The sequence below is a fragment of the Caballeronia calidae genome (assembly GCF_900044055.2).
In the GTDB taxonomy this organism is placed as follows: Bacteria; Pseudomonadota; Gammaproteobacteria; order Burkholderiales; family Burkholderiaceae; genus Caballeronia; species Caballeronia calidae.
Genome location: NZ_FCOX02000026.1, coordinates 91882 through 117755 on the forward strand (window position 1 = coordinate 91882; position 25874 = coordinate 117755).

General features: G+C 60.7%; 22 protein-coding genes and 2 pseudogenes. 9 read left to right on the plus strand and 15 right to left on the minus strand.

Annotated elements, in window-relative coordinates; all coding sequences use genetic code 11:
- Nucleotides 1–195 precede the first annotated feature (195 nt).
- Complete coding sequence (locus AWB78_RS22725) at nt 196–939, plus strand: protein-L-isoaspartate(D-aspartate) O-methyltransferase (RefSeq protein WP_374729485.1); 744 nt, start codon at nt 196–198, stop codon at nt 937–939.
- An 83-nt stretch (nt 940–1022) separates the two neighbouring features.
- Nucleotides 1023–3527, plus strand: a complete 2505-nt coding sequence (locus tag AWB78_RS22730) for a spermine/spermidine synthase domain-containing protein (protein WP_062608233.1) — start codon at nt 1023–1025, stop codon at nt 3525–3527.
- A gap of 218 nt (nt 3528–3745) precedes the next feature.
- Here AWB78_RS22730 and ald read toward each other — a convergent pair whose 3' ends face one another.
- The gene (gene ald / locus AWB78_RS22735) at nt 3746–4861 is read right to left on the minus strand and encodes an alanine dehydrogenase (protein WP_062608234.1); all 1116 of its coding nucleotides are present in this window, start codon (nt 4859–4861) and stop codon (nt 3746–3748) included.
- A 179-nt stretch (nt 4862–5040) separates the two neighbouring features.
- On the opposite strand from ald, the gene AWB78_RS22740 reads away from it, so the two are divergent.
- Nucleotides 5041–6336 (plus strand): NRAMP family divalent metal transporter, encoded by a 1296-nt coding sequence (locus AWB78_RS22740; protein WP_062608235.1) that lies wholly within the window; start codon nt 5041–5043, stop codon nt 6334–6336.
- A gap of 638 nt (nt 6337–6974) precedes the next feature.
- Nucleotides 6975–8042: a lipopolysaccharide biosynthesis protein gene (locus AWB78_RS22745; RefSeq protein ID WP_232477794.1), complete on the plus strand. Its 1068-nt coding sequence runs from the start codon at nt 6975–6977 to the stop codon at nt 8040–8042.
- A gap of 340 nt (nt 8043–8382) precedes the next feature.
- On the opposite strand, the gene AWB78_RS45335 is transcribed toward AWB78_RS22745, so the two are convergent.
- Complete coding sequence (locus AWB78_RS45335; RefSeq protein ID WP_082883401.1) at nt 8383–9204, minus strand: porin; 822 nt, start codon at nt 9202–9204, stop codon at nt 8383–8385.
- 11 nt (nt 9205–9215) lie between these two features.
- Nucleotides 9216–10038: pseudogene (locus AWB78_RS45340) on the minus strand (MFS transporter); the annotation flags it as partial.
- 10 nt (nt 10039–10048) lie between these two features.
- On the opposite strand from AWB78_RS45340, the gene AWB78_RS22760 reads away from it, so the two are divergent.
- Entirely contained in the window at nt 10049–10228 is a 180-nt protein-coding gene (locus AWB78_RS22760) for an FAD-dependent oxidoreductase (RefSeq protein ID WP_074173518.1), read from the plus strand.
- A 107-nt stretch (nt 10229–10335) separates the two neighbouring features.
- Here the strand turns inward: AWB78_RS22760 and AWB78_RS22765 are convergent, their stop codons facing one another.
- From AWB78_RS22765 to AWB78_RS22780, 4 genes are all read right to left on the minus strand, one after another.
- A complete protein-coding gene (locus AWB78_RS22765) occupies nt 10336–10563 on the minus strand; it encodes a hypothetical protein (RefSeq protein WP_198399324.1) in 228 nt (75 codons plus the stop codon).
- Nucleotides 10564–10649: 86 nt separating this feature from the next.
- Nucleotides 10650–10973 (minus strand): hypothetical protein, encoded by a 324-nt coding sequence (locus tag AWB78_RS22770; RefSeq protein ID WP_063959006.1) that lies wholly within the window; start codon nt 10971–10973, stop codon nt 10650–10652.
- A 57-nt stretch (nt 10974–11030) separates the two neighbouring features.
- Nucleotides 11031–13094 (minus strand): MAC/perforin domain-containing protein, encoded by a 2064-nt coding sequence (locus AWB78_RS22775; RefSeq protein ID WP_062608241.1) that lies wholly within the window; start codon nt 13092–13094, stop codon nt 11031–11033.
- 18 nt (nt 13095–13112) lie between these two features.
- The gene (locus AWB78_RS22780) at nt 13113–14102 is read right to left on the minus strand and encodes a hypothetical protein (RefSeq protein ID WP_062608242.1); all 990 of its coding nucleotides are present in this window, start codon (nt 14100–14102) and stop codon (nt 13113–13115) included.
- 432 nt (nt 14103–14534) lie between these two features.
- On the opposite strand from AWB78_RS22780, the gene AWB78_RS22785 reads away from it, so the two are divergent.
- Together AWB78_RS22785 and AWB78_RS22790 are read left to right on the plus strand one after the other, a co-directional pair.
- Nucleotides 14535–15170 carry a glycoside hydrolase family 19 protein gene (locus AWB78_RS22785; RefSeq protein ID WP_062608243.1) on the plus strand — a complete coding sequence of 212 codons (636 nt, stop codon included), beginning with the start codon at nt 14535–14537 and terminating at the stop codon, nt 15168–15170.
- Nucleotides 15171–15179: 9 nt separating this feature from the next.
- Nucleotides 15180–16481 (plus strand): hypothetical protein, encoded by a 1302-nt coding sequence (locus AWB78_RS22790; protein ID WP_062608244.1) that lies wholly within the window; start codon nt 15180–15182, stop codon nt 16479–16481.
- On the opposite strand, the gene AWB78_RS43780 is transcribed toward AWB78_RS22790, so the two are convergent.
- From AWB78_RS43780 to AWB78_RS22810, 5 genes are all read right to left on the minus strand, one after another.
- Complete coding sequence (locus AWB78_RS43780) at nt 16438–16908, minus strand: response regulator transcription factor (RefSeq protein ID WP_074173519.1); 471 nt, start codon at nt 16906–16908, stop codon at nt 16438–16440. The two genes, AWB78_RS22790 and AWB78_RS43780, sit on opposite strands and share 44 nt — an antisense overlap.
- 604 nt (nt 16909–17512) lie before the next feature.
- Nucleotides 17513–18643: an amidohydrolase family protein gene (locus tag AWB78_RS22795; protein WP_062608245.1), complete on the minus strand. Its 1131-nt coding sequence runs from the start codon at nt 18641–18643 to the stop codon at nt 17513–17515.
- 2 nt (nt 18644–18645) lie between these two features.
- Entirely contained in the window at nt 18646–19953 is a 1308-nt protein-coding gene (locus AWB78_RS22800) for an MFS transporter (RefSeq protein ID WP_062608246.1), read from the minus strand.
- A gap of 75 nt (nt 19954–20028) precedes the next feature.
- Nucleotides 20029–21303 (minus strand): CaiB/BaiF CoA transferase family protein, encoded by a 1275-nt coding sequence (locus tag AWB78_RS22805; protein WP_062608247.1) that lies wholly within the window; start codon nt 21301–21303, stop codon nt 20029–20031.
- Nucleotides 21300–22277: a hydroxymethylglutaryl-CoA lyase gene (locus AWB78_RS22810; RefSeq protein ID WP_062608248.1), complete on the minus strand. Its 978-nt coding sequence runs from the start codon at nt 22275–22277 to the stop codon at nt 21300–21302. Before AWB78_RS22810 ends, AWB78_RS22805 begins: the two co-directional genes overlap by 4 nt.
- Before the next feature lie 218 nt (nt 22278–22495).
- Here AWB78_RS22810 and AWB78_RS22815 point away from each other — a divergent pair, with 218 nt between their 5' ends.
- Both AWB78_RS22815 and AWB78_RS22820 read left to right on the plus strand, forming a co-directional pair.
- Nucleotides 22496–23248 carry an IclR family transcriptional regulator gene (locus AWB78_RS22815; protein WP_062608249.1) on the plus strand — a complete coding sequence of 251 codons (753 nt, stop codon included), beginning with the start codon at nt 22496–22498 and terminating at the stop codon, nt 23246–23248.
- A gap of 77 nt (nt 23249–23325) precedes the next feature.
- A complete protein-coding gene (locus AWB78_RS22820; RefSeq protein WP_062608250.1) occupies nt 23326–23598 on the plus strand; it encodes a hypothetical protein in 273 nt (90 codons plus the stop codon).
- Nucleotides 23599–23976: 378 nt separating this feature from the next.
- Here the strand turns inward: AWB78_RS22820 and AWB78_RS22825 are convergent, their stop codons facing one another.
- From AWB78_RS22825 to AWB78_RS45845, 3 genes and pseudogenes are all read right to left on the minus strand, one after another.
- On the minus strand, nt 23977–24939 hold the full coding sequence (locus AWB78_RS22825) for an electron transfer flavoprotein subunit alpha/FixB family protein (protein WP_062608251.1): 963 nt from the start codon (nt 24937–24939) through the stop codon (nt 23977–23979).
- A 22-nt stretch (nt 24940–24961) separates the two neighbouring features.
- Nucleotides 24962–25711, minus strand: a complete 750-nt coding sequence (locus tag AWB78_RS22830) for an electron transfer flavoprotein subunit beta/FixA family protein (RefSeq protein ID WP_062608252.1) — start codon at nt 25709–25711, stop codon at nt 24962–24964.
- Nucleotides 25712–25745: 34 nt separating this feature from the next.
- Nucleotides 25746–25874 (minus strand): annotated as a pseudogene (locus AWB78_RS45845) (pimeloyl-CoA dehydrogenase small subunit); the annotation flags it as partial.

The following is a 25874-nucleotide window of genomic DNA, read 5'->3' on the forward strand; positions in this document are numbered from 1 at the left end:
TGATTCGCTCTGTGCGGGTCGGTGGGCGCCCGTTCGGATGTCGGGGTGTGCGTCCTTCGCGTAGTCACTCGCGTGAGCCAACGTTCGTCTCCGGCTCGACGCTGCGCCAAACACGCGGCGAACGGCCGGATGCACCCCGCCGGCCCCGCCTGCGCGGGCGTAGAATCTCAGCAGGCAAGCAACCGGGGCCGCACGGTGAACCGAGTCATGCTGCGCTGGCTGCGCATCCTGATTCCAGCAATCGCACTGGCGTGGATGCCTTTCGGCACGCACGCCGCCGACGACTTTGCGCCCCTTCGTGCGGCGATGATCAAGAACATCGCGGAGCTTGCGACCGAGACTTCCGTCGCAACCGGCAGAGCCGCAATCGATCCGCGCGTGCTCGCCGCGATGAACGAGGTGCCTCGCCACCAGTTCGTTCCGTCCGACGAAGAGCGCAATGCCTACGAGAACCGGCCGCTTGCCATCGGGTATGGCCAGACCATTTCGCAGCCGTACATCGTCGCGTTGATGACCGACCTGATGATGATCAAGCCCACTGACGTCGTGCTGGAAGTCGGCACCGGCTCAGGGTATCAGGCGGCGATTCTCTCGACTCTCGCGCGATCGGTCTATACGATCGAAATCATCGAGCCTTTGGGCAAAGCGGCTCAGGACCGCTTGCAGCGGCTTGCCTACAAGCGCGTGGAAACCAGGGTAGGAGACGGCTATTACGGCTGGGAAGCCCACGCGCCCTACGATGCCATCATCGTCACCGCCGCCTCGAGCCACGTCCCCCCTCCTCTCGTGCGGCAGTTGAAGCCGGGCGGCAGGATTGTCATTCCCGTAGGCGCGCAGTTTCTCACGCAATATCTGCTGCTGATCACGAAGGCGAACGATGGGACCGTCTCCACCCGACAGATTCTGCCCGTCCGATTCGTGCCTCTCGTCGGACACTGAATCGACCGACGTAAACAGACGCCGCGAACCCTCCCGGCAGCATGGCTGAGCGCGCGCCTTCCGCATCCCCTTCAGGTGCAATCATGCCTGCCGCGCCGTTGCTCGCCGTCTCGCTGCTTTCAGCCGCTGCCCTCGGTTACGAGCTGCTGTTGATGCGGCTCTTTTCGATCATCCAATGGCATCACTTTGCGTACATGATGATCAGCGCGGCGCTGCTGGGTTACGGAGCAGCCGGCGCGATGGTCGCGCTTGCGCAGCGCTGGCTCGCCCTCCGGTTCACAGCCGTTTTCGTCGCCGGCGCAATCCTGTTCGGCGTCTTCGCGGTCACCTCGTTCGCGCTCGCTCAGCGCATCGCCTTCAATCCGCTGGAGATTCTCTGGAATCCGCGCGAACCCTTGCGACTGCTCCTGATTTATGTGCTCCTGTTCGTTCCATTCTTTTGCGCCGCAACCAGCGTCTGTCTCACCTTCACACGCTTCAAGGACCAGATCCCGCGCATTTACAGCTTCGATATTGGCGGGGCGGGCCTGGGCAGCGTCGCGATCATCGGCGCGCTATTCGTGCTCGGTCCGCCGGATGCGCTGCGGTTACTGGGCGCCGCCGGCATCGCCGCAGCGGCGCTGGCATGCGTCGAATGCCGCTGGCATCGGAAATGGTTGCCGGTCCTGTTGCTCGGCGCCGCAGCGATGCTGTCCGTCGGCCTGCCGCGAGACTGGATCGTATTGCGGCCATCGGAATACAAGGAACTGAGCCAGGCCCTGCGCGTCAAGGATGCGCACGTGGTGGCCGAAAGCTCGAGCCCGCTGGGTCTCGTCACGGTGGTGGAAAGCCCCTCGATTCCCTTCCGTCATGCGCCCGGGCTGAGCCTCAACGCGACGATGGAACCGCCGCCGCAACTCGGCGTGTTCACCGACGGCGACGGACTGTCCGCGCTCAATCGCTATGACGGGCGGCGCGAGCCGCTCGGTTACCTCGACTTTCTGACCTCCGCGCTTCCCTATCACTTGCTGCGGCGACCCAAAGTCCTCGTGCTCGGCAGCGGGGCAGGCGGCGACGTCTTGCAGGCGCTGTACCACGAAGCGAGCGCAATCGACGCGGTCGAACTGAATCCGCAGATCGTCGAAGCGGTTCAGCACCGTTTTGCCGACTTCTCCGGCAAGCCGTACAGCGCACCCAACGTTCGCCTGTTCGCCGGCGAAGCGCGTGGTTTCGTCGCCGCGCGCGGCGAGCGCTACGACCTCATCCAGGTCGCGCTGCTGGACTCCTTCAGTGCCACATCGGCCGGGCTTTACGCCCTGTCCGAGAGCTACCTGTACACGGTGCAGGCGTTTCAGGACTATCTGCGCCATCTCAACCCGGGCGGAATACTGGCGATCACTCGCTGGGTCACGCTGCCCCCGCGTGACGTCCTCAAGCTGTTTGCGACGGCCGTGCTGGCGATGGAGCACGCCGGCGTGAGGCAACCGTTTCGCCGGCTCATGCTGATCCGCGGATGGAAGACCGCGACGCTGCTGGTCAAGAACGGTGAATTCGATGACCGGGACGTCGCCGCACTGCGCAGCTTCTGCCATGCCCGTTCGTTCGACGTCGGATACTACCCGGGGATGCAGGCCGGCGAAGCGAATCGCTACAACGTGCTCGAAAGACCCTATTTCTTCGAAGCGGCGCACGCTCTGCTGAGTCCCGGGCGGGAAACGTTCTGGGCACGCTACAAGTTCGACATCCGCCCCGCCACGGACGACAAACCGTACTTCTTTCACTTCTTCAAATGGCGTTCGCTGCCCGAGTTCATCGCGTTGAAAGGGCGCGGCGGCATGCCCTTGCTGGAATGGGGCTACCCGGTACTGATCGCGACCCTGCTGCAGGCGACCTCGATGGCCTTGGCGTTGATCCTCCTCCCTCTGTGGGTGATGAAGCGCCGCACCGCCACGGCTCACGGTTCAACGCGTTTGGACGGCACTGCCCGCAGTGATGGCACCCGTTCGGTAGCGGCGATATCGGAAAACAGAGTCGCGATCTATTTCGTCGCGATCGGCTTCGCTTTCATGTTCATCGAGATCGCATTCATCCAGAAGTTCGTTCTACTCCTGAGTCACCCGCTCTACGCCGTGGCGGTCGTGCTATGCGCATTCCTCTCGTTCGCGGGACTCGGGAGCCGGTACGCCCAGCGCCTGCTGGGTCGCGAGGCACAGGTCGCCGGTGCCGCGTCGCGGTGGCGCAGGAACAGAAGTCACCGGTCGGCCGCGGCGATGGCCATCGTGGCCATCTCTGCCATCTCGCTCGGCTACCTGCTCGTGCTCCCCCCTCTGTTCTCGTTTCTGATCCCCCTGCCCGATCCGGTCAGAATCGCGATTGCCGTGCTGCTCATCGCGCCGCTCGGCTTCGCGATGGGCATGCCGTTTCCGCTTGGGCTCAGCCGCGTGGCCGGCTGCGCCGAAGCGCTCGTGCCCTGGGCCTGGGGCGTCAACGCGTGCACGTCCGTGGTGGCCGCGGTCCTGGCGACGATACTGGCGATTCATCTGGGCTTTACTGCAGTGGTCGTGATAGCGGTCGTGCTCTATCTCGCCGCGGCGGCTGCCTATCCCTGATCTGCCACGATCCGGCGCATCGGGCGCCCCTTCAGGCACATGAAATAGCCGTCCAGCATTGATCGAAAGAAGCCGGTCATGCAGGGAACCGTCAGGTTTCCGTCGTCGCGCGAGTGAAGGTAGCCGCATGAGGCGCTGTTGCGACTACCGTGATCGACGCCCGGACTCGCCTTCGTTCTGCGGCCGGAGAGCCGGCGCCGCGCCGAGCAGCCGAACCCTCAGTCGAGAAGCGACTCCGCATCGACGTATTGATATCCCAGATCGCGTGCGACCGCCTTGTAAGTGACGTTTCCATCGCACACGTTCAGCCCGCGGCGAAGATGCACGTCTTCCTTCATCGCACGCTTCCAGCCTTTGTCCGCCAATACGATTGCAAGGCCGATCGTTGCGTTGTTCAACGCGAACGTCGACGTGCGCGCCACGCCTCCCGGCATATTCGCGACGCAATAGTGCACGACCCCATCGACGAGGAAGACCGGATCGGCGTGCGTGGTCGGATGAGACGTCTCGAAGCAGCCACCCTGATCGATCGCTACATCGACCATCACCGCTCCCTTGCGCATGCCCGCGACGTGCTGCCGGGTGACGAGCTTCGGCGCGGACGCGCCCGGTATCAGCACGCCGCCGATCACCACATCGGCATCGAGCACGGCATCCTCGATGCTCTGCGCGTCGGAGAACGCGGTCCTGATGCGGTTGCCGAAAACCAGATCGAGCTGGCGCAGGCGATCGACGTTCTTGTCCAGCACCGTGACGCGCGCGCCGAGACCCACCGCCATCTGCAGCGCATTCGTGCCGACCACACCCGCGCCGATCACCGCGACGTGACCCGGCGTCACGCCCGGCACGCCCCCGAGCAACACGCCACGCCCGCCCTGGGCGATCTCGAGAAAGTGCGCGCCGGCCTGCACCGCCATACGTCCGGCGACTTCGCTCATCGGCGCCAGCAGCGGCAGTCCACCGCCCGGTCCGGTGATCGTCTCGTAAGCGATACAGATCGCGCCGGACTCCACGAGCGCCTTCGTCTGGGCCGGGTCCGGTGCGAGATGCAGATACGCATACAGGATCTGTCCGGGCCGAAGCATCTGGCATTCGGCGGGCTGCGGTTCCTTGACCTTCACGATCATGTCGGCACGGGCGAACACTTCGGCGGCCTCCTTCACGATCTCCGCACCCGCCAGCCGGTACTGCTCGTCCGACAGACCGATGGCGCCACCCGCCTCCGACTGCACCACCACACGATGTCCGCGAGCGGTGAGCTCTCGCGCGCTGGCCGGCGTGAGACCCACGCGATACTCGTGGTTCTTCACTTCCTTGGGTACACCGATAAGCATGGCAGTCTCCTGTGAGCGCCCATCGCTTCTTCAGCGAAGGCTTTCTTCTTACGTGAAACCATGTCACCGACAGAAGCGAGATCGTTTCGTCAGTACGCGTGGCGGCAATTGCATTTTCAATCTTATCCGCGCTGGAATGCTTCGTGCGAACGCGCCACTGATACGCTGATGAGTTTCCCATGCTCTTTCGTCATAACAAGCCGGCAACGGACAGCGACCTGCGAGGACGCGCGCGCCCGGCGCATTCATGGGCCGCGCGCGTCGGCCCGGGGCTCGTCACGATCGCGTCGGACAACGATCCCAGCGGTATCGCTACTTATACGCTCGCGGGCGCGTGGTACGGCTTCGACCAGCTATGGATCTGCGTGCTGTCGTATCCGTCGACGGTCGCATTGCAGCTCATCGCGGCGCGCGTCGCGGCCATCACGGGGCGCGGTCTGACCGCGAACATGCGCAAGCACGACTGGCCTCCCTTCTTTTACTTCGCCGTCGCACGCTTTCTGATCGCCAATACGTTCAACATTGCCGTCGATGTGCTCGCCATGGGCGTCGCACTGCGGGTACTGAGCGGCGGGTCTCTCGTATGGCTCACGCTCTTGTCGGGATGTGCGTCGCTCGGTCTGCAATGGGGCATCGCTTATGCACGCTACGCGAGGTTCCTCAAATGGCTGACACTCGCGATGTTCGCCTATGCCGGCGTCCTCGTGCTGGTCGATGTGCCCTGGCATACGGTCGCGAGCCGTCTGCTCATTCCGCGTGTCGTCTGGTCGGAAAACTATATGACGATGTTGATCGCGGTGCTGGGCACGACCGTCAGTCCTTATCTGCTGTTCGCCCAGGCCGAGCAGGAAGTGCGGGATGTCGAAGAAAACGAGGCGTCGCGCCGGCAAGCGCTGGACCGGAAAATGGGCGGGATGCGCGGCGAAGTGCTGCTGCGAACGCTGCTGTCCAATGCCGTTGCGGTATGCGTGATGATCGCGGCGGCGGCGACGCTGCATCTCATGCAGTCCACGCCTGCCGGCGACACCGTGCAGCTGGACCGCGTCCTGGAGCCGCTCGCGCATGGCTATGCGGGCCATGTGCTCGCAGTCGCGCTGCTCGGCTCGGCTCTCCTGACGCTTCCGCCGCTGGCGGGCTCGGCTGCGCTGGCGGTAGCGAGCTCGTTTGACTGGGAGACCGGCGAACGGCGCGATACGCGGATCGCGTGGCTGCTCGTCGCGATCATGGTGCTCGGCATGGCGGTCGCCGTGGGGCTGAGCGCCTTTCATGTCGAACCCGTGCGAGCGCTCTATTGGAGCGCGGTGCTCAACGGCATGACTGTCACGCCGGTGCTCGTTCTGCTTGTCCTGCTCAGTACGAGCCATGAAGCCGTGGGCGATCTCGCTGCGCACTGGGCGTTACGCGCGCTTAGCTGGCTCGCGACGATTGCGACTGCGGCGGTGCTGATCGCGCATTCCGTGTTGGAGTTTCTCTGAGGATGTCCGCGTTCGAACGGGTGTCGTAGCTGTCGGGATGCGGCATGCCGATTCCGGAAGGGTCATGCGAGACCATCAGGCACGTGAGTTCGTCGATGCAGACGCCTGATCGGTTTGAAGGGATTTTGATCGCCGTGTCCACTTTTGCCTATCGGCTCCAACGAAACACGATCACTCATTGCGTCGGGCCGTTTCGGAATTCCCCCTGTAATTAATACTTCACTACACCGCAACGGGGCGAGCAATCCGTAGCATCTTCCTGTATGAGCTAAAGAAATCCGTAGGTCTTGCCGTAAAAGCATTTATAAGGCTCGGCCATACGGTAATTTTGGCCAGTCTTTGTGATTCTCTTCCGCCAAGCTAGCTCGCATGCACGCCGTGCAGCGCCAGTGAGGCTCATCCATTAAACCCGCTGCCATGCCGCGAAAGTCGCGGCGGGTCAGCTATCGCGCTGCATCCGTATGGGGTACTTACGGATTCGTGAAAGTCGGTCCTTTCATCGGTTAGTTACTGATTTATATCGACGACTGGTGATTGGACCAAAGCCCTAGGGTCATCAGTTTGCGCCGCCTTAGGTTTAGAAAATAAAATACGCATTACTAAATACAATGACCAATCAAAATCAAGCGAGCAATTCTTTGCTCGACCGTTTCCCTCTCGGCAAGATTTCAGCTATCGCCGTTGCAGTCACCACCAGCCTGATGCTCGCAGCTTGCGGCGGCGGCAGCGAAGGCACCGTCGATGCCGCCACGGTCAAGGCCGCCGATATGCCCGAGGCGACCGCGAAGGCTGCCACCACTGGTTCGATCTTTTATGGCATGAACGGTCACATCACCAACGGCGGCGCGTACGACAACACGTCCTACGCGACGCAGCTCTCGCAACTGCAAGACCTCGGCGTGAAGATCTTCCGCAACGACGTGTACAACCTGGCCTCGGCCAAGGTGCTCGCGACGGTTGCCAAGCAGTTCGCGGCAGGCGGCGTTCAGGTGTATCCGGTGATGCTGCTCGGCCTCGGTTTCGATACCGAGGAAGCGGCCTACAACGCCGGCTACACGATGGGCCAACAGACGGCGCAGACGTACAAGTACGCCTACTACGAAGTTGCGAATGAGCTCGACTCAGCCGCGCTGGCCGGCAACTACGACGGCAACATCTGGTATCAGTACAGCAACCAGCCGTTCATGATCGCGCGCGGCGTCATTCGCGGCATGATCGCAGGTGTGAAGTCGGTCGACAGCTCGGCGAAGATCATCGTCGATGGCACGTGGAAGCATATTGCGTTCTTCCAGATGCTCCTCGACGGCTCGCAGCCCGACGGCACGCACGGTCACCCGACGGTCAGCTGGGATATCACCGCATGGCACTGGTACTCCGACCAGGGCGACATGACCCATGCCTGCGGCGGCACGGGATGCCACGACATTCTCGGCATCATCAGCTCGTTCGGCAGACCGGTCTGGATCAACGAGTACGGCGTGCGTCCGGAATACGGCTCGAATGACGCCATCGCCGCTTACCTGACCGGGAATCTGATGATGCTGCAGTACTACACGCAGGCGTCGAAGTACAACATCCAGTCCATACAGGGCTTCGAGTTGTACGACTCCCAGGAAGGCAATTACGGAATGCTGCAAAGCGACGGCAAGACAAAGAAAGCTGCGTACACGGCATTCAAGAACTTCGTCGCGAGCCACCCCAAATAAGCCGGCAGCGCCGGACACGGCCAATGTCCCGACGACTTATCGCCGTGTCCGGGCAAATAACCCTTCGCTCCGCCGATCGCTCGCAACGACGTCTCCGGCACTGTGTCATGCCATCCGGCGCACCAACCTTCGAAAGGAAATAGTCGACCGAAGCGCTAGCCTGATGATACGTCACGCGGCCTACCGTCCCACCGCTCACGGGTGCGCCGTGAACGTACACGTAGGATGTATTCAACGCCAGGCTCGGCGTCACCCAGTAGCCTGCATCGGCTTCGGCTGTGTTGAAGACGGCATTGCCGGAATAGCCATGTGGATTCAGCGCGGCAATCGCTCCGAGATCTCAATATTGAACATTGGTATAGACAGCAGCGAGCCTGAAGTTGCCCACCGAATAGCCGACCGCGGCCGCGATGGTTTGAAGCGTCTGAACTGATGCGTAGCCGGAAAAAATCGTATACGCGCTCATGTTCGATGCAGTGGTGCTCGAAGACGGATTGTTGCCGTAGTACGAGAAGTTGGGCTCGCGTGCATTCAGATAAGAGGCTGCAACGGAAATGGGCCCTTGCGCGTTCGACGCCACGAGCGAATAGACGCGATTTCTCTGGAAGTCACCCGCCGTTCTACCCAGGCTGAAAAGCCCGCCGAATTTGAGCCCCCGATAGTCCTTGCTTGCATATTTGATCGCGTTGTTGACCCGGTAGTCGTTCCCCAGGTTGTTGAATTCCGCAGGCTGATTCACGATGAAACCCGTACTGGCACGGATCGGTGCGACGTAATCAACGACGAGATCATACTGGCGACCGAGCGTTGCCGTACCATAGGGCGTATCGAGGCCCACGTAGGCCTGCCGTCCGAACATGGAATTGCCCTGCCCCAACGCGCCCGTCAATGGCGAATAGCCGCTCTCCAGCCTGAAGATCGCCTTGTAGCCGCCCCCAAGATCCTCCGTCCCGATCAAGCCCCAACGATTCCCCTGCAGCCATCCGGCCTGCATTGCATACAGCTTTGAACCGTTGCTGTTCTGCGAATAAAGGAAACCTGCGTCGATAACGCCGTAAAGCGTGACGCTGCTTTGCGCGTAAGCAACACTCGATAACGCCGCGAGCACGGCGAATGTTCTACTTATTAACGACAAACGCCTTTCGGAGTCGCCGCGTGGCATTGGCTCGAAGTTCAGGTTCCGACCGCTTGCCCGGAATCGGATGGCGCGCGCTCGCTCGCGTCTTGTGTCAGTGGTTCGATTTTCCCGACGATCACGAGGTAGCTGAACGCCCCCAGGAAACAGAACCCGCCTGCGACGCACAACGGAATCGTGAAGGAGCCTTTCGTGATCGCAAGCATCACGCCGGTGAACGTCGTGATCAGGATGCCTGCAAGGTTCGACGCGAAGTTCTGAACGCCTCCGATCGATGCGACGTAATCCGGCGTCGGCGCGACGTCTCCCGGAAGCGACCAGATGCTTGCCGCGGCGAAAGCGAGACTGCCGTAGGCGATTGCGAAGAACGCGAGCATCAGATAGATGTTCGACGTGAAGGCGCACAACGTGATCACCGATGACATCAGCATCCCGCCTACCCTTGCTGCGTTGAACAACTGGCTGTGCAATCGTTTCTTCCGCGCCGGTCAGTTCGCATTTCGACTTGTTGCGATAAATTGCGAACCACCCGACGATCCACACGAAACCGACAACTCCGGTGATAACAAACGACGCTTCCCAGCCAAACGAGCTGATGATCAACGCGACAACCGGAATCGACAGCGCCGAGCCCACGCGCGAGCCGCTGTCGAAAATGCTGGTTGCGAACGCGCGCTGCTCAGGCTTGAACCATTGAGAGACGAGCTTGGCGCAAGACGGATAGGCCCCCGCCTCACCCACGCCCAGCATCAGGCGGCACCCGAACATGCCCGTCACGGTCGTCGCCGCAGCGATAAGCGGGGTAAATAGCGACCACCAGCCGACCGCCAGAGGCAGCGCAATGCGCGCACCGACGCGGTCGCGGCCGACCATGCCGGATTACCTGCCGGTGATCGGGCCGTCATCGGCCGACAAGCGCGTGATCTATGCGTTCGGGCATCAGCATCTGGGCATCACGCTCGGCGGCGCGACGGGCGAATTGGTGGCGCAACTCGTCGACGGGAAGCGAACGACGGTGCTGGAGCGGTTTTCGGTCAGCCGTTTCAGCTAGCACCTCGCACGGGCTGGCAGCGAGCTGCGGATGCACGGAGACGGAGTTCGATCCGCCGAATCGGCGTGGACCGCCGATCCGGCGGTTAAATCACCAGAAGCTCGACACTAGCGCAGCACCGCTTTGACGCTTGCCGGATCCAGGTCGTTAGGCGCGGTCAAGGTGAATTTGACCACTCTGCCGTCCGCTTCGATCGACGCATCCACGGCCGTCACGCCCATGTTGTACGGCGCGGCATTGAGCGCCTGCATGACCGCATTCTCGAGCGGACCGACGTTCGTCGGGTTCATGAATCCGACGAAGTTATTGGCAAGTTCCGTTGTTTTCAGACTCACGACAGTATCCGGCATACGACCTCCTGAAAAAGTTTTTTCGTCCTTCGGACTTCCAATCAATTAGCGCGACCCAAAACGACATCGAACTAACTGACGTTGATCAGCCCGAGTTCGTTACCCAGCGTAGTGCCCGTGATGCTGTATCGCGCGGTCTTGCCGCAGCCTTTCTCGAATGTGAAAGCCTGCTGCGCTTCGTTGTCCTTGCCCCAGACCACAATGGCCTTCAGCTTGACCTTCGAGCCATCGGGCACGCCCAGCGACGCGAGATCGACCGTATGTTCCTTGCCTAGCGGAATGTCGCTGTTATCGGGATATGTCTTGCCGTCGCCGCCCGTGGCCGGCGCGGCGATCACGTGTAGTTTGGCGACGAATCCCCCGCCGTTCTTCAGGCTGATTTTTTCGATGTTCATGTTCCTTCCTCCGCAGTCTCGCCGCCCGCCGACGATGGGAGCGGCATCGCATTCATGTCAGATGTCCACCTCCTCTCCTCCCGGCTTGACCGGCTGTGGTTGAGCTGGCGGTTCGCCCGCCTGCACGGGAACCGGCTGCGCTGCAACGGGCGGCGCAACCGGCGGCGCAACCGGCTGCGGCGGCGAAGGCGTCCGCGGTTCATTGACATCGATCGCCGGACTCGCATCGAAACTGATTTCCTCGCTGCCGCGCTGGCTGATGACGTGCTCCTTGAGCATCTGCGCGCGATAGTCATCCCAGTCGATGGGCGTCGACAGCTTGCTCGCAAGATCGCTTCTCTCCAGCACGATCGGCACGATCGCCTTCTTGAGCTCGAGCGGCAACAGCGACAAGAGGGGCACGACGTCGGCGAAAGCGATCGCGTTCCACCATCCCGCATGACTGAGCGTCGCCGCCCAACCGTAGGGATCCAGCGCGAGCGCCGGATTGCCGCCCGACGCGGTCACTTCGATCGCCTGATCGTTCGATTCATAGAGCTTGGTCGACGTTTCCTTCGACTTGAAGCCGCTGCGCGCGCTCGCCGTCACGGCCTTGTAGGTTCCCTGCACATCGGCGCTGAACTCGCGCGCGCGTTCGTTCTTGTCGGTGGTCGCTTCGAGCTTGCGGTCTTGCCGATAAATCAGCTTGCCGCCGAAGATCGTGCGCAGCGGCACATGCGTGCCGTAGCTGTCGAGAATGCGCGCGAGCGCGCCGACGCAATCCGCTTTCGCGTTGCTTTTCGCAAGCGCAGCGAGCTGGCTGACTTCGTCGAACAAGGGTTTGGAGAGCGTGATGCTGCGCGGATCGATGACCGCTTCGCCGCGCGCGACGAGATATTCCACGCGCAGATGCAACTGACTGCTCGCGGTTTCGTTCGAGCGCGTCGTCTCGTCTTTGTAATCCGACTTGACGGACAAGCTCGCCGCCTTGCCCTCGACGCCAACCGAACCGCCGACGTTCCACGAAAGCGATGACGAGATCGCGTCGAGCGTGCGCACCTGCGTCGCCGATGCCGAGAAGCGCGTCGATGTGACCGGGCGCACGACCGTCAGGAAATCAGCGGTGGAATCGCCATCGAACGCAGGGCGCATTGCGCGTTCGAGCTCGTAACTGCCATCGGAGGCGAGCACGAAGCGCAAGCCGTGCAGATGACGCATCGCCGCGAGCAGCGCGGTTTGCTCCCCAATGTCCATGCGATCGAACACGTCCACCGGCGCACCGACAGGCGTGCTCGGCCGCCCGAGCAATGGCGATAGCATGTCTTGCGTATCGCGCAGGCTCGGCGTCGTGCCCGGTGCACTCGATGGCGTCGCGGCGACAGCGCTCGATCCTGCTCCGGACGATGCACCCGCCGGCGTCGCGGCGTTGCGTTTGCGCGGGGTCTCGAAGCGAAAGCGCAGGTACTGCAGCTTTTCGTCGGCTTTACCGAGCTTGCTGCCGACGGTTTCGAACGGCTCCATGTCGAGCGGCACGGGCTTTTGCGCGGTATCGAGAAAAGGCAGATCGGCCGGCGCCTCGTCCTTCAGAAACGCACGCAAATCCTTGAGCGTCTTGTCTTCGCTGCCGCCGGGCCAGTCGATCTCCTTGGGCTTGCCGCCCTCTTTGAGCAGCAGCAATTTGTAGTTCTTGATGGGCGCGGGTTTGGATTCGCGCTCCACTTCCAGTTGATCGAGCCGTCGCAGATACGTGCCGGCCTCGTCGGCGGTGTCGACGGGTTCGCCGTCGATGACGAACACATCCGCGCTGCCGACGATATCCGTGTTGTTCTCGCGAAACCGCGCGAGCGTCTCGTCGGGGCGAACGAATACTTGATGCTTCTTGCCCTTCTTGTCGATGAATGTGATCGTGCGGCGAATCGGCACGATCGCCACGATCATGTTATCGGTGATCGGCGTCGCATCTTCCCTGGCGTCGGCGACCGCCTTGAGCGCGTCCGCAGTGTCGCCGCAGCGAAACTGGTCGTCCCTGTCCATTTCGCCCGTGCTGACGAAGACCTTGCGCAGAACGGCGAGCGTCGCGGCGTCGGGCGCGGCGTCTGCGCGCGACTTGCCATCGCGCGCCTGGAGCGTGTAGCTGATCATGTGAGCCTCTCCTTTGCGCTATGCCGGCGTGATCTTCTTGCGCGCGGCTTCCAGCGATTCCGCCGTATCGACGATGATCAACGTGAGATCCACCGCCACTTCCCCGCCGGCTTCAGCGAGCACGATCGGCACGGCGGCTCGCGCGGGAATCGGCGTGCCATGCGCGAGATAACCCTTGCGCGCGGACGTTCCCGTCAACGCCGCTTGCAGCACCGCAGGTTGGACGGGCGTCGGAGCCGGAGAAGGCGTGGGCGTCGTCGGCATGGCGCTCGGTTTCGTCGCAATCGGCTTGGAGAAATCGGCGGGCACGTCGAAAAGTTCATCCGTCGCGACGACTTCGCGTTGCTCCACGCGTCCCGCGAAACCTACGGAGCTGAACTGCGTATCGACATCGAAAATGCCTTCGGTGGTTTTCAATTCGCGCAGATGCTTGATCAGCTTTGCGATGCCGTCCTTTGGCACGCTGCCGAGATAACGCCCGGGCGCATAAGCGGCCATCAGCGCTGCGAGCTCCTCGTATTCCTGACGCGAGCAGAAAGGCCCGAGATCGGTCCATCGCAAGCCGGCTGCATCGACCTTGATGATCGGAACGACTTTGAGCGTGATGATCTGGCGATCGTCGGCGTCGATGTCCGCGCCATCGAGCCCGATCTCCTCGCGCGGCACCGCGCAAAGCGCGCGATTACTGTCGCCCCAATGATCGATCAGAACGGAGCCCGTGCTGTCGACACCATTCGGATCGAAGTTGTCCGCGCTTTGCACCGTGACGGCTCGCGTGGGTGCGCCGGGACGTTCGCGGCCACGCACTTCGAGCCGGGCCTGAAAGCCGCGCCGGCCCGCGCCCGAAACAGAAAACATGAACGGCTGATTGCGGACGACGAAGAGCATCGTTCCGCCGCTTGAAGAACCATCGACAAAGAAGCCGCCCGGCTTTCCCGCTCCATTTTCGATCTTGATGCCGATCCGGCCGCGCTCGATGTTTTCAGAGACCTTTCCGCTTATTGGCATGATGCATCCTCCGGGTGTCATCGCTCAGCGACGACACATTATCGTAAGTCATCCATAACGAACGATCGAAAAAAAGAGAGTGAGTACGCGAAATTCAAGGCGCGCAATCGCGCGTGTCGCGCCGCGATTGCGCGATCCCGATGTGGTCCAGCTTTTTATGGTGGCTTTGCGGAAGCTGCGTTTTTCTGATGTTCTTAGGCGCCGCCGCCCGGTAAAAGAAGCGCGGCGTGGCGTATCTAACTTAGGATTTTTCAGACACTATAGGTATGCCACTCTTTGCGTATTGACTGTCGATAAAATATGTGGTTCGAATATATTTTCTAACACACACGAGATCGCCTTATCGGATTAGCCGTTTCAGGAAAGAATTGGATAACTAATTGTGGCAAGGCGCCCTATCATGTTATCGAGCGAGGCTTCATCGGAGGTCGTATGGACATCGAGACATTCCAGCGCGCGGCGAATCTTTCGCCTGCGCTCGCCGAACGCTGGCTTTTGCCGATTACATCGGCCGCGGAGGAGTTCGATATCAACTCGCCCGCGCGTCTTGCAGCATGGATCGCGCAAATGGGACACGAGAGCGGCGGATTCAGGCTATTGAGCGAAAGCTTCAACTATGCGCCGGACGCACTGCGCATCTTTTCGCGCATTCCTGCAAACATGCGCGCGGATCTCGGACGGCATGCCGGTGAAAAAGTCGTGCCGATCGAAAGGCAGGCGCAGATTGCGAACATCGCTTATGGCGGGCGATTCGGCAACGGCGACGCATCGAGCGGCGACGGCTGGCGATATCGTGGTCGCGGGCTGAAGCAGGTTACGTTCAAGGACAACTATCGCGATGCGGGCCGCGCGCTCGGCGTCGATCTCGTAGCCGACCCGGACCGGCTTGCAAATGATGATTTGCTGGCCGCACGCAGCGCGGGCTGGTACTGGAAATCGCGCGGTTGCAACGAGGCCGCCGATTCCAGCGACTTCGACGCGTGCACGCGCGCGATCAATCCGGCGATGGACGGCAAGTCCGCACGCGACGCACGCTACAAGACGTGTTGTGCGGCGTTGCTGGTTTAGCAAAAAGACATGAGCGCTTCCCCAGTCACGCTCGAATCCGAGAACCCGCGCGAAGCGGATGAATCATCGTTGTCGCCTTCTCAACTGTTTCTGCATCGCGACCTCAACGAAGTCCTTTTGCTGCTCGACTTCATTTCCGGCCGACAAGACGTGCACATCTGGGATATCGGCGACATCAAATATCCGGTGCGGCGCAATGGCGAGGCAAACGCGCCGAACGCGACGCTGGCGTCCATCGATATCTTGCGGCGCATCTGCGCGTTGCGTTACCCGCCGGTTGACACGCGCACCATCGAAGATCGCGCCGACGATGCGGCGTTGCTGCTCTGCATGAAGGACAAGCTCAATTCGATCGCCAGTCCTTCGAACGGTGTGATGATCGCTTACACATATATGTTTATCGAAGAGACGTCGTCCAGGACGCGGCGCGAGAAGCGCGAGGAAGAAGCGTGGAACCTCAATCAGTCGACGCGCGCCGATGTCGCAAAATCGGCCTATCCGGGGCTGATCCGCAGCGCCAAGCGCTTCCGCTCGTTTCATCGGAATGTGTCGCGCGCCGGCGCGGCGATAACTTTCCTTGCGGCAATATTGTTATGGCTCGTTGTGTATGGCGCGGAGCTGACTTCGCGCTTCGAGGACGAGAAAAAGAGCTTGGCGGAAGTGACCAATCAAATCTATGCACTCGCCGATAAGCAAAACGCCGCGCTACCCGAGGAAGAACAAAGTCACGCGAGCATCTCCGCGCGTTGCACCGACAAGCTCGACGAGCAAAGCAACCCGATGAGACTGCTTTGTAATGAATGGGCTTATCATCAGGCGCGCTATGAACAAGCCATCAGCGATGACGCGAGCTTCGCGGACAAAGGTCTTTCATCGTGGCTGACGGTGCCGTTCCCGGTTGCGCATCCGCAATCGAAGCAGGAAAGCATTCAGTCGATCACGCTCGTCTTATCGGCGTATGCGAGCTTCGTGCTGCCCGTCATGTTCGGGCTCGTCGGGACGATTGCATCATTTCTGCGCGATATCAGCAGCCGCATAACCAGCAGCATTCTCGCACCGCGAGATGAGACGCTCGCGATCATCCGGCTGATACTCGGCGCGATCGCCGGGCTTGCCGTCGGCTTGTTCTTCACACCGGCGTCCGTCGGGGGACAGGCGACGTCGGGCACGGGCGTGCTGACGCTGTCGGCATCGGGGATCGCATTTCTCGCGGGCTATGGCGCGGACGGCTTCTTCCGCGTGATCGACGCGATGATCGTGCGCCTGTTCAGCTTCGATCGTCCGGATCAGAAGCAGATAGCGTCGAGGTGATGCATCGGCTCGCGATCCACGATGTGAGCTGACGCGTCGAATGCATGCCGAGCTTATTCAGCACGTTTTGGCGATGCTTATCGACCGTGCGTGAGCTTATTTCCAAAGCACGCGCGATCTCTTTGCTCGACAGCCCGCGACAAAGCAATGCCACGACGCGCATTTCCGCGGGACTCAACAGCCGTTCGGGCAACGATGAAACGAGAGCCTGATCGAGGATGGGCCAGAGTTGCTGACACGCGATAGACGCGGTCGTCGAAGCCGCCTTCTTGTTCTTTATTCGTGCACCGTGGCGACGCACGGTGTCGACGCTGATTCCAAGTTGAGCGGCAATGGCCTTATTGCTGATGCCGCGTGTCACCAGTTCGAGTATCTCTTCTTGCCGCGGAGTCAGCGTGCTGCTCGATCTTGGCCGTTTCGCCTTCACCGAGTTCGTTGCCGCCAGTTTTATCTATCACGTTCAGAGCATGAATGAGCCGCCTCGCTGCGAGAATTTCACCTCTGAGTATAGGTCGATGCGGCGTCCTACGCATATTCAATGAGATCGATAAGAGAACTGTGCGCGGCAATCGGTAGTCGTTGCGGTCGATAAAAGTCTGAACGGTCGATCGCGTTTCGATGCAGGGTCGAAACGAGAATCAACTCGACTCATCCGCTCGTATCGATTCCCGAAGACCCTGCCAAAGCGGGGCACTATCGTAGATAAATGAATTCGTCACCGTTTCCGAAATGAACCTTGTCCGGGCAACACTGGACGCACGCATCTGTCAGCACAGGTCACGGGAGAGGTTTCGTCGTATAGCACGGAGAAGCGGTAACACAGTGCTCAAACGCGATCGGGGCGCGGGCCCGCGTCGGAAGACCGCTGTTTGGAGTACAACAGCCGATTGGATGACTGCGCGTTGGTCTCGGCGAAAGGCGGGAACCGGCCGACTTGACCCGTTCATGCCTCGCGGGCCGCAGGTCGGGTACATTCGCGTGTTCGAGCTCGACGCGCAGGGCCTAGCTCGTCTCCTGCCACCGAGGGTGGCTTAAGCCAGCCGGTAGACCTTCTCCACCGTTCCTCGGAAAAGCGCCGTTCTTTCTTCAGAACTTGCCTGCGACGTCATACGCTTGAAGGCGTTCCATCCGTTGCTGTAGGGATACGAACCTTTGTCAACGGGAAAGTTACTCTCGAACATGCAGCGGTTCGGACCGAAGGCTTCAATGCACGTCATCATCCATGGCTTCCATGCTTCGGCCAGTTGCTTCGAGGACGGCGGTCGTTCTCCTTTCTCAAAATCAAAGCCGTTAATTCGCATGCCCAGCCCGCCTACCTTCACGTACACGTTCGGCAACTGTGCCAACTCGCGCATCGACCGCGACCAGCTATCGAAGATCTCTTTGCGATGATCCTGGTAGCTGGCGATTCTCACCACTCCGCCGCAGTGGTTGATGATGATTGGCGTCTCCGGATACGTCTTCGCCAGGTCGAACAATTCCGGTAACTGCGGGAAGAACAGCCACGCATCGTAAGACAAGCCTAAAGGAGCCAACTGCGAGAAACCGGCTCGATACTCCTTGTCGAGCAGCAGCCCGCGGGGCGCCGCGGTTAGCGGGTTAGCCAGCGTCGTGTCCGGGTCATAGGTCACGAGATGCCGAACGCCTCGGAACCGCCCATCGCCCGCTTGGAGCTCTGCTTCCAATACTTCACGGACCGCGGCGCCACGGCGAAGGTTCGCGTATCCGACCATGCCCTTCGCGACCTGCGGCTTTCCCTTTTGTAGAGGTGCAGTGGCGCCTGCGACGTACTCGATTTCGCCGGCCGGTCTCAGTTCCTCGGGCCCGGACGTTCGATACCGGGTCAATGCCTGCATATACACCGATGCAGTGATGTTATGCCCGGACGTCACATCTTCGAGATACTGGTCCAACATGTACGTCCAGCCTGGACGCTCATAGAAGTGATGGTGCGCGTCAATGATTGGCATATCGGGCTCAAGAGCCGGCTCGGTACCGGATGCCAGCCATTCGGCGCGCACGGGAAGATAATTGCTCGATGTAGACATTGTTCGCGATTCCTCCTTTGCGAAGCTTGGCCGTTGCGCCACTGCGGGAATCAGAATTGAGGCAGCAGCCGCGCGAAGGATACGACGACGATTTGAAGAACGAAGACCTTGCATGCTCACTCCCCCCGGTTGAAAGCGAAAAGCGACAGCGTGAGCAAGGTCGTGATGCCCAGTACGACGGACAGACCAATCATTCCGGCAGAAAATGTGCCGAAGCTGTCCTTCAAATAGCCCACGAGATATGGCCCTGCAAAGCCACCGAGCGCTCCAATGGAGTTGATGAGTGCGAGCCCACCCGCCGCGGCCTGTCCAGACAGAAAGCGTGCCGGCAACGTGTAAAAGATGGTGCGCCCTGCGATGGTGCCAATGAGTGCCAGCGTGATGCCGGTCATTGCGGGAAGCAGTTGCTGGAAGTACGTGGAAACGCCGAGCGCCACCGCGCCGATGAAAAGCCCCGCAGCCAGGTTCGCAATATGGCCGCCCCGGCGGTCAACGCGTTGAGCCCACCAAAGAAGCGCGATGGTGGCGAAGAAATACGGAACTGCCGAAATCCAGCCCGTTTCGATGACGCTCATCCCATGCGCCTTTAGCATCTGGGGCAACCAGATACCAATGCCATATGAGCCCATCGTGAAGCCGAACGAAATCATCGCGAGGATGTACATGCGAATGTCTTTGAGCGCCGCCAGGAAGTTCTTTTTCTTCTGGCCAGCGTTGCCTTCGCGGTCGAAGGCGGCCTGAAGGGCTTGTCGCTCTTCAACCGAGAGCCATTTCGCGTCTGCCGGCTTGTCGGCGAGCATTTTCAGCACGAAGATACCAAGCACGCATGCGGGCAATCCCTCGACGATGAACATCCACTGCCAACCTGCGAGTCCAAGGACACCATCCAGCTTCAGCAACCATGCGGAAAGCGGGCCACCAATGAAGGACGACAAGGGTGTCGACACGGTGAACCAGGCGAGAACGCGTGTCCGGTAGCTCGCCGGAAACCAGACAGCCAAAAAGAAGATGACGCCCGGGAAGAATCCGGCTTCGCCAATGCCCAGCAGGAGGCGGATGACGTAGAAGCTGGTTGGACCCGTTGCCAGCGCGGTCGCCGCCGCAAAGAATCCCCAGGTAATCATGATTCGCGCAAGCCACTTCCGTGCACCAAAGCGATATAGCGCAAGGTTGCTCGGCACCTCACATATGCAGTAACCGGCAAACATGATTCCAGCGCCCCAACCAAATTGCGTAGCGGTCAGGCCGAGGTCGCGGTTCATCGTCAGCGCAGCAAAGCCGACGCTGGTGCGGTCAAGGTAATTGAAGAAGTATGCAAGCGCGAGAAGTGGAATGAATCTCCACGCTGCCTTTCTGACCGCCTGTTGTTCAAGCGTAGAAATCGCCGAGCTTCCGTCGGTCATGTTCGTGGATATGGATGTCATGTTTCGTCTCCGGACAAATCGCGGCCCTCCGCGGACGTTTCTCCGCAGGGCCATGTCGCTTTTTCTGCGTGGAATTCAGGCGCTCGCAATCTCGTTGGCTGACGGGTCCAATGCGTCGCCCGTTTGGCGTTCGCCGCATCTAACGACGCCAGCCTCCGTCAGTTGTCTCACGTCCTCCGTCGAGTAACCGACCTCATGAAGCAGTGTTCTCGTGTCCTGTCCGAGCGACGGGGGCGCCGCGCGCAGTCGAAGACGCTCACCTCCGAGCGTCAGGGGCAGCAATGCCGTCTTGGTAGCGATGGGCTGCCCCGCGCCGCTCGCATCCGCGGGCAAGGTGACATCGGCAAGACCACCCGTTGCGAGCAGATGCTCGTCTTCGAACAGGTCTTGGGGCCGGGTAATGGGCGCGTACGGCAGGCCGGCACGCTCGAACACCGCGCTTATCTCCGCGGCGGTGAACGCCTCCATGTGTTTGCGCAACCGAGGAAGCAACCAATCACGTGCTTGTACGCGTTGATTATTCGTCGAGATGCGCTCGTCGGATTTCAGTTCGGCGAGGCCGAAGGCGTCACAGAAAATCCCCCACTGCGTATCCGAGACGACCGCCAGGAAAATCTGTTCGCCGTTCTTGACCGAGAAGACGTCGTAGACCGCCCATGCCGAAATCCGGCTCGGCATCGGCGCCGCTGCCTTACCCGTCACGGCAAACTGCATCATGTGCTGGGCGACCAGAAAAACGTTGTTTTCAAATAGTGCGCTCTGGACTTCTTGTCCTCGGCCGGTCCGCTCCCGCTGAGCGAGCGCAGCCATCGCTCCAATCGCACCGAACATTCCACCCATGATGTCGTTGACGCTGGTGCCGGCACGCAGCGGCCGACCTTCGGGGCCCGTCATGTATGCCAGTCCGCCCATCATTTGCACGACTTCGTCAAGAGCGGTGCGATGATCGTACGGACCCGGCAAGAAGCCTTTGTGCGAAACATAGATGAGGCGTGGATTGAGCTTCGACAGAGCGCTATAGCCGAGCCCGAGCTTGTCCATCGTCCCGCTCTTGAAGTTCTCGCTGAACACATCTGCACCTGAGAGGAGCTTGTGCACGACTTCAACGCCGCGCGTGTCTTTCACATCGACAGCGATACTCTTCTTGTTTCGATTGAACGTGCTAAAAAAGCCCGCTCCCGAACCCCGAAGTGCGCGGGTGCTGTCCCCGTTGATGGGCTCGACCTTGATGACCTCGGCACCCAGGTCCGCGAGGACCATGCCGCACGTGGGGCCCATCACCATATGCGTCATTTCGACGACGCGAACGCCGCTGTAGGGCAGCGATTGACCGGTTTGACTTTCGCTCATTGCGCGACTCCCAGGAGGCACCCTTCGGGTTGCGGCGCGCTCGGTGCGCGACCATCTGCATACGTGAACCCCTTTGGCAAGCCAGCGTCCTTGACGTGCCCATAGAGCGCTTCGCCGGGCAACGCCTCGGCGAGGATCGTTCGAGCTGCAATGAGCGCATCGACGTCGACGCCTGTGTCGTAGCCCATGGATTCAAGGAGAAAAACCAGGTCTTCCGTGACGATGTTGCCAGTTGCGCCCGGCGCATACGGACAGCCACCCAAACCGGCCTGACTCGCATCGATAGTCGAGACTCCTGCGTCCAGGGCAGCGACGACGTTGGCCAGACCCTGACCCCGCGTGTTGTGAAAATGAGCGCCGCCCGCCTTATCGCCGAACTCGGTCTGAAGGCGACGGAAAAGGCGCCGAACCTGCGTCGGATTGGCGTAACCGCTCGTGTCGGACAGACCAATTTCGTCGACGCCACACTCAGCCATCGCCGCACACATCCGTATCGTCTGGTCGTCTGTGACGGTGCCCGCGATGGTGCAGCCGAATGCGACTGATACGCCGGCCTCGATTTCAATGCCGGGAAATCGGGCGTCTCGCAAAGCCACGATCTCGCGCACTTCATCGATCAGTTGGGCAGTGGTCTTCCGGATGTTGGCCATCGCGTGCTCGTCCGTCACCGAAACAGGCAGCGTCACTTTATGAACACCTGCCTCAAAAGCCTTCTGGCAACCGCGCAGGTTTGGCGCGAGCACGGCTACATGCAAACCCGGGATGGAAAGCGCGTGAGCCACGACTTCCCGGATGTCAGCCATCTGCGGAAGAAGCTTCGGCGGCACGAACGAGCCGACCTCGATTTCCCGCAGCCCGGCCGCTGCCAACGCAGAAATCCACTTCAGCTTTGCGGCCGTCGGCATAACGCTTTTGATGCTCTGAAGGCCATCTCGGGGCCCTACTTCGCTAATCAGCACTTTCGAATTACTCATTTCGACAATCTCCTGAGTTCTATCTGTCAGACCCTCGTTCTATTGGAGAGAACTATAGATCCATGGAAGAGCCGCGACAAGCTGGTAAACCCTCGAACTCGTTATTTTTTAGAACTTGAGTTCTGTCAGGCGAAACCGTACAGTAACGAGCAGATACTCTGGAGAAGAACGTGGCTACAGAAGACTTACCCGCGGCAGCGGCGGCGCCGACAGAAGCAATGGACACGTCGAGCGGCGTGGCGGTTTTGGACCGCGCGTTTGCAATTTTGAATTCGTTCGGACCGACCGACGACAAGCTGACGTTGACGGAGTTGTCTCGACGAACCGGCCTCTACAAGAGCACCGTACTGCGGCTGCTGGGCGCGCTTGAGCATGGTGGATTCGTAAGGAAACTCGACGACGGACAGTACGCGGTCGGCCATCAACCGCTGCGCCTTGCAGCCTTGTATCAGCGTTCGTTTCAGGTTGGCCCTGTGATTGAGCCTTTACTTCAGCAGATAAGCCGAGACATTGGCGAAACCGCGTCCTTCTACGTAAGGCAGGGCGACTTTCGTCTGGTCCTTTATCGCGTCGAGCCTTCCCGAAGCGTCCGGGTCTCAATCCGCGTCGGGGAAGAGTTCGCGATTGACAAAGGTGCTTCGGGCAAAGTGTTGCTCGCGTTCACAGAAGATCAAGACCCGCGTTGGAGCGAGGTCCGCAGCCAGCTATGGGCGGTCTCTTATGGGGAGCGTGACCCGGAGACAGCATCGGTCTCAGTGCCGGTTTTCGGCGCGACCGGGGAGCTCGTGGGTGCTTTGACGCTATCCGGGCCCAAGGGGCGATTCGACGCGCCGGAAGTGGTTACAGCCGCTCTCATCAACTTACTTGCAAATGCAAAGCGTGCGACAGTCGCTTTGGGTGGCAATGGTGCTCGATACGATGCGACCATCGCCGTGACGGGAAAGGACGGTTTCGTTATTTCAAGGTCCTGACAATGGGAGCGTATGGTCGCAGCGCGAAATCCCCATTGTGACTGACACGCTCCAGGGCCAACCGGGAGGAGACTCGAATGATACGAAAGACGCTTAACGCCTCACGGCTTCAGCAAGAGGTCGACCGGCGAATCCATCGGCTGCAGGAAATCATCGAAGATGGCGTCAAGATTCGTGTACCGCGGCCCCAGCTGCAAGAGCCGGATAAAACAGGCTGCAATTGGAAAATGACTAACTTTGGCAACGCGATCGGTTTCGAGCGCGACATCGAGCGCGTATTAGTGGCCGTGCGTGCGGAATACAACCTCAGTACCGAGGTGAAAGACACGGGCAACCCGTTCGGGGATTAACCGCGGACACATCGATTCCGGTCCGGTTTTTAGGGCGTGCCCCCGCGGATGAATGTTCGCGCGGCACGCCTCAACGGGAAAGCGGACTCGCAGGGCAGCGTCTGCAGCACACTTGCGGATGGGGCCATCGATTCGCAGACCACACTCCAGGCGCGCGAGCAAGCTGGCCAACGATCCTCGCTTCGCGACGGGCAAGAATCGACCCTGAGCCGACTTTCAAGACTCCATACAAGCACTGGTCGTTTCGAGAAAGGGACCGGTCGCACGTCAAGTGGCACATCGAGGACGCGTGCGAAGGTTCGTGGCTGGGCTCGGATGTCAGTTCGCCGCGGTGACATTTCGCTTGGGTCTTCGGTCGCGTGCCAACCACTGCCTCTCTTAGCCCAACGCTCGCTCAAATTCCGGCACGACCGTGAACAGATCGCCGACGAGGCCATAGTCCGCCACGCTGAAGATCGGTGCTTCGGGGTCTTTGTTGATCGCGACGATGACCTTCGAGTCCTTCATGCCGGCCAGGTGCTGAATGGCGCCCGAGATGCCGACCGCGACATACAGTTGCGGCGCGACGATCTTGCCGGTTTGACCGACCTGAAAGTCATTCGGGACATAGCCCGCATCGACGGCTGCGCGCGATGCGCCCAGCGCCGCGCCGAGCTTGTCCGCGAGCGGCTCGAGCGTCTTCGTATAGTTCTCGCCGCTGCCGAGACCGCGGCCGCCCGACACGATGATCGTCGCGCTCGTCAGTTCCGGACGATCGAGCTTCGTCACTTCGCGGCTCACGAACTGCGAGATGCCCGAATCGGCTGCGGCCTCGATTTTCTCGATCGATGCGCTGCCGCCTTCGGCCGCGACCGGATCGAAGCCCGTCGCACGAACCGTGATGACCTTGATCGGATCGATCGACTGAACGGTCGCGATGGCGTTGCCCGCGTAGATCGGACGCTCGAACGTGTCGGCGCTGTCGACTGCGGTGATGTCGCTGATTTGCGCGACATCCAGATGCGCTGCGATACGCGGCGCGATGTTCTTACCGTAAGCCGTCGCCGGGGCAAGGATATGCGAGTAATTCTTCGCGATGTTCAGCACCGTGCCTTCGATGTTTTCCGCGAGGCCATCGGCCAGTTGAGGCGCATCGGCCAACAGCACTTTCGCCACGCCCGCGATCTTCGCCGCTGCGTCCGCCGCGCCTTGCGCTTTCGAACCCGCAACCAGCACATGAATGTCACCGCCGATCTTCGAAGCAGCTGAAATCGTGTTCAGCGTCGCTGCCTTGATCGACGCGTTGCCCCCCAAGGGGGCTTCCTTCGGGGCGTCGTGTTCCGCAATTACCAGAATCGTCATTTCTTCTCCGCGTGTGTGGCGATCAAAGCACCTTGGCTTCGGTCTTGAGCTTCTCGACCAGCGTCTTCACGTCCGGCACCATGATGCCGGCGCTGCGCTTGCGCGGCTCCGTGACTTTCAGCGTCTTCAGGCGCGGTGCGACATCGACGCCCAGATCAGCGGGCTTCACCGTCGTCAGCGGCTTCTTCTTCGCCTTCATGATGTTCGGCAGCGTCACGTAGCGCGGCTCGTTCAGGCGCAGATCCGTGGTCACGACCGCGGGCAGCTTCAGCGACAGCGTTTCCGCGCCGCCATCGACTTCGCGCGAAACCGTGGCCTTGCCGTCTGCGATCACGACCTTCGATGCGAACGTCGCTTGCGGCAGACCCGCCAGCGCGGCGAGCATCTGGCCGGTCTGATTCGAATCGTCGTCGATAGCCTGCTTGCCGAGAATCACGAGCTCGGGCTTCTCCTGATCGACCAGCGCCTTCAACAGTTTGGCCACTGCGAGCGGTTGCAGCTCTTCGTCCGTCTCGACCAACACAGCGCGATCCGCGCCGATGGCCAAAGCCGTACGCAACGTCTCCTGACATTGCGTCACGCCGCACGACACGGGGATCACTTCCGTAGCGACACCCGCTTCCTTCAGACGCACCGCCTCTTCCACGGCGATCTCGTCGAACGGGTTCATCGACATCTTCACGTTGGCGATATCGACACCCGTGTTATCCGACTTCACACGGACCTTCACGTTGTAGTCGACCACGCGCTTGACTGCCACAAGAATCTTCACATCCCTCTCCTGATTTGCAATAGCGTGTACGCGCTCAAGACAACTCAGCGCGGCCCAATGCGATATATCGCGCGAGATGATGATCCTCATCGCCCAACTGATGATCGATCATCACGAGACGCTTCGCGTAGTGGGAAAGCGGCAGCTCCCACGTCATGCCGAT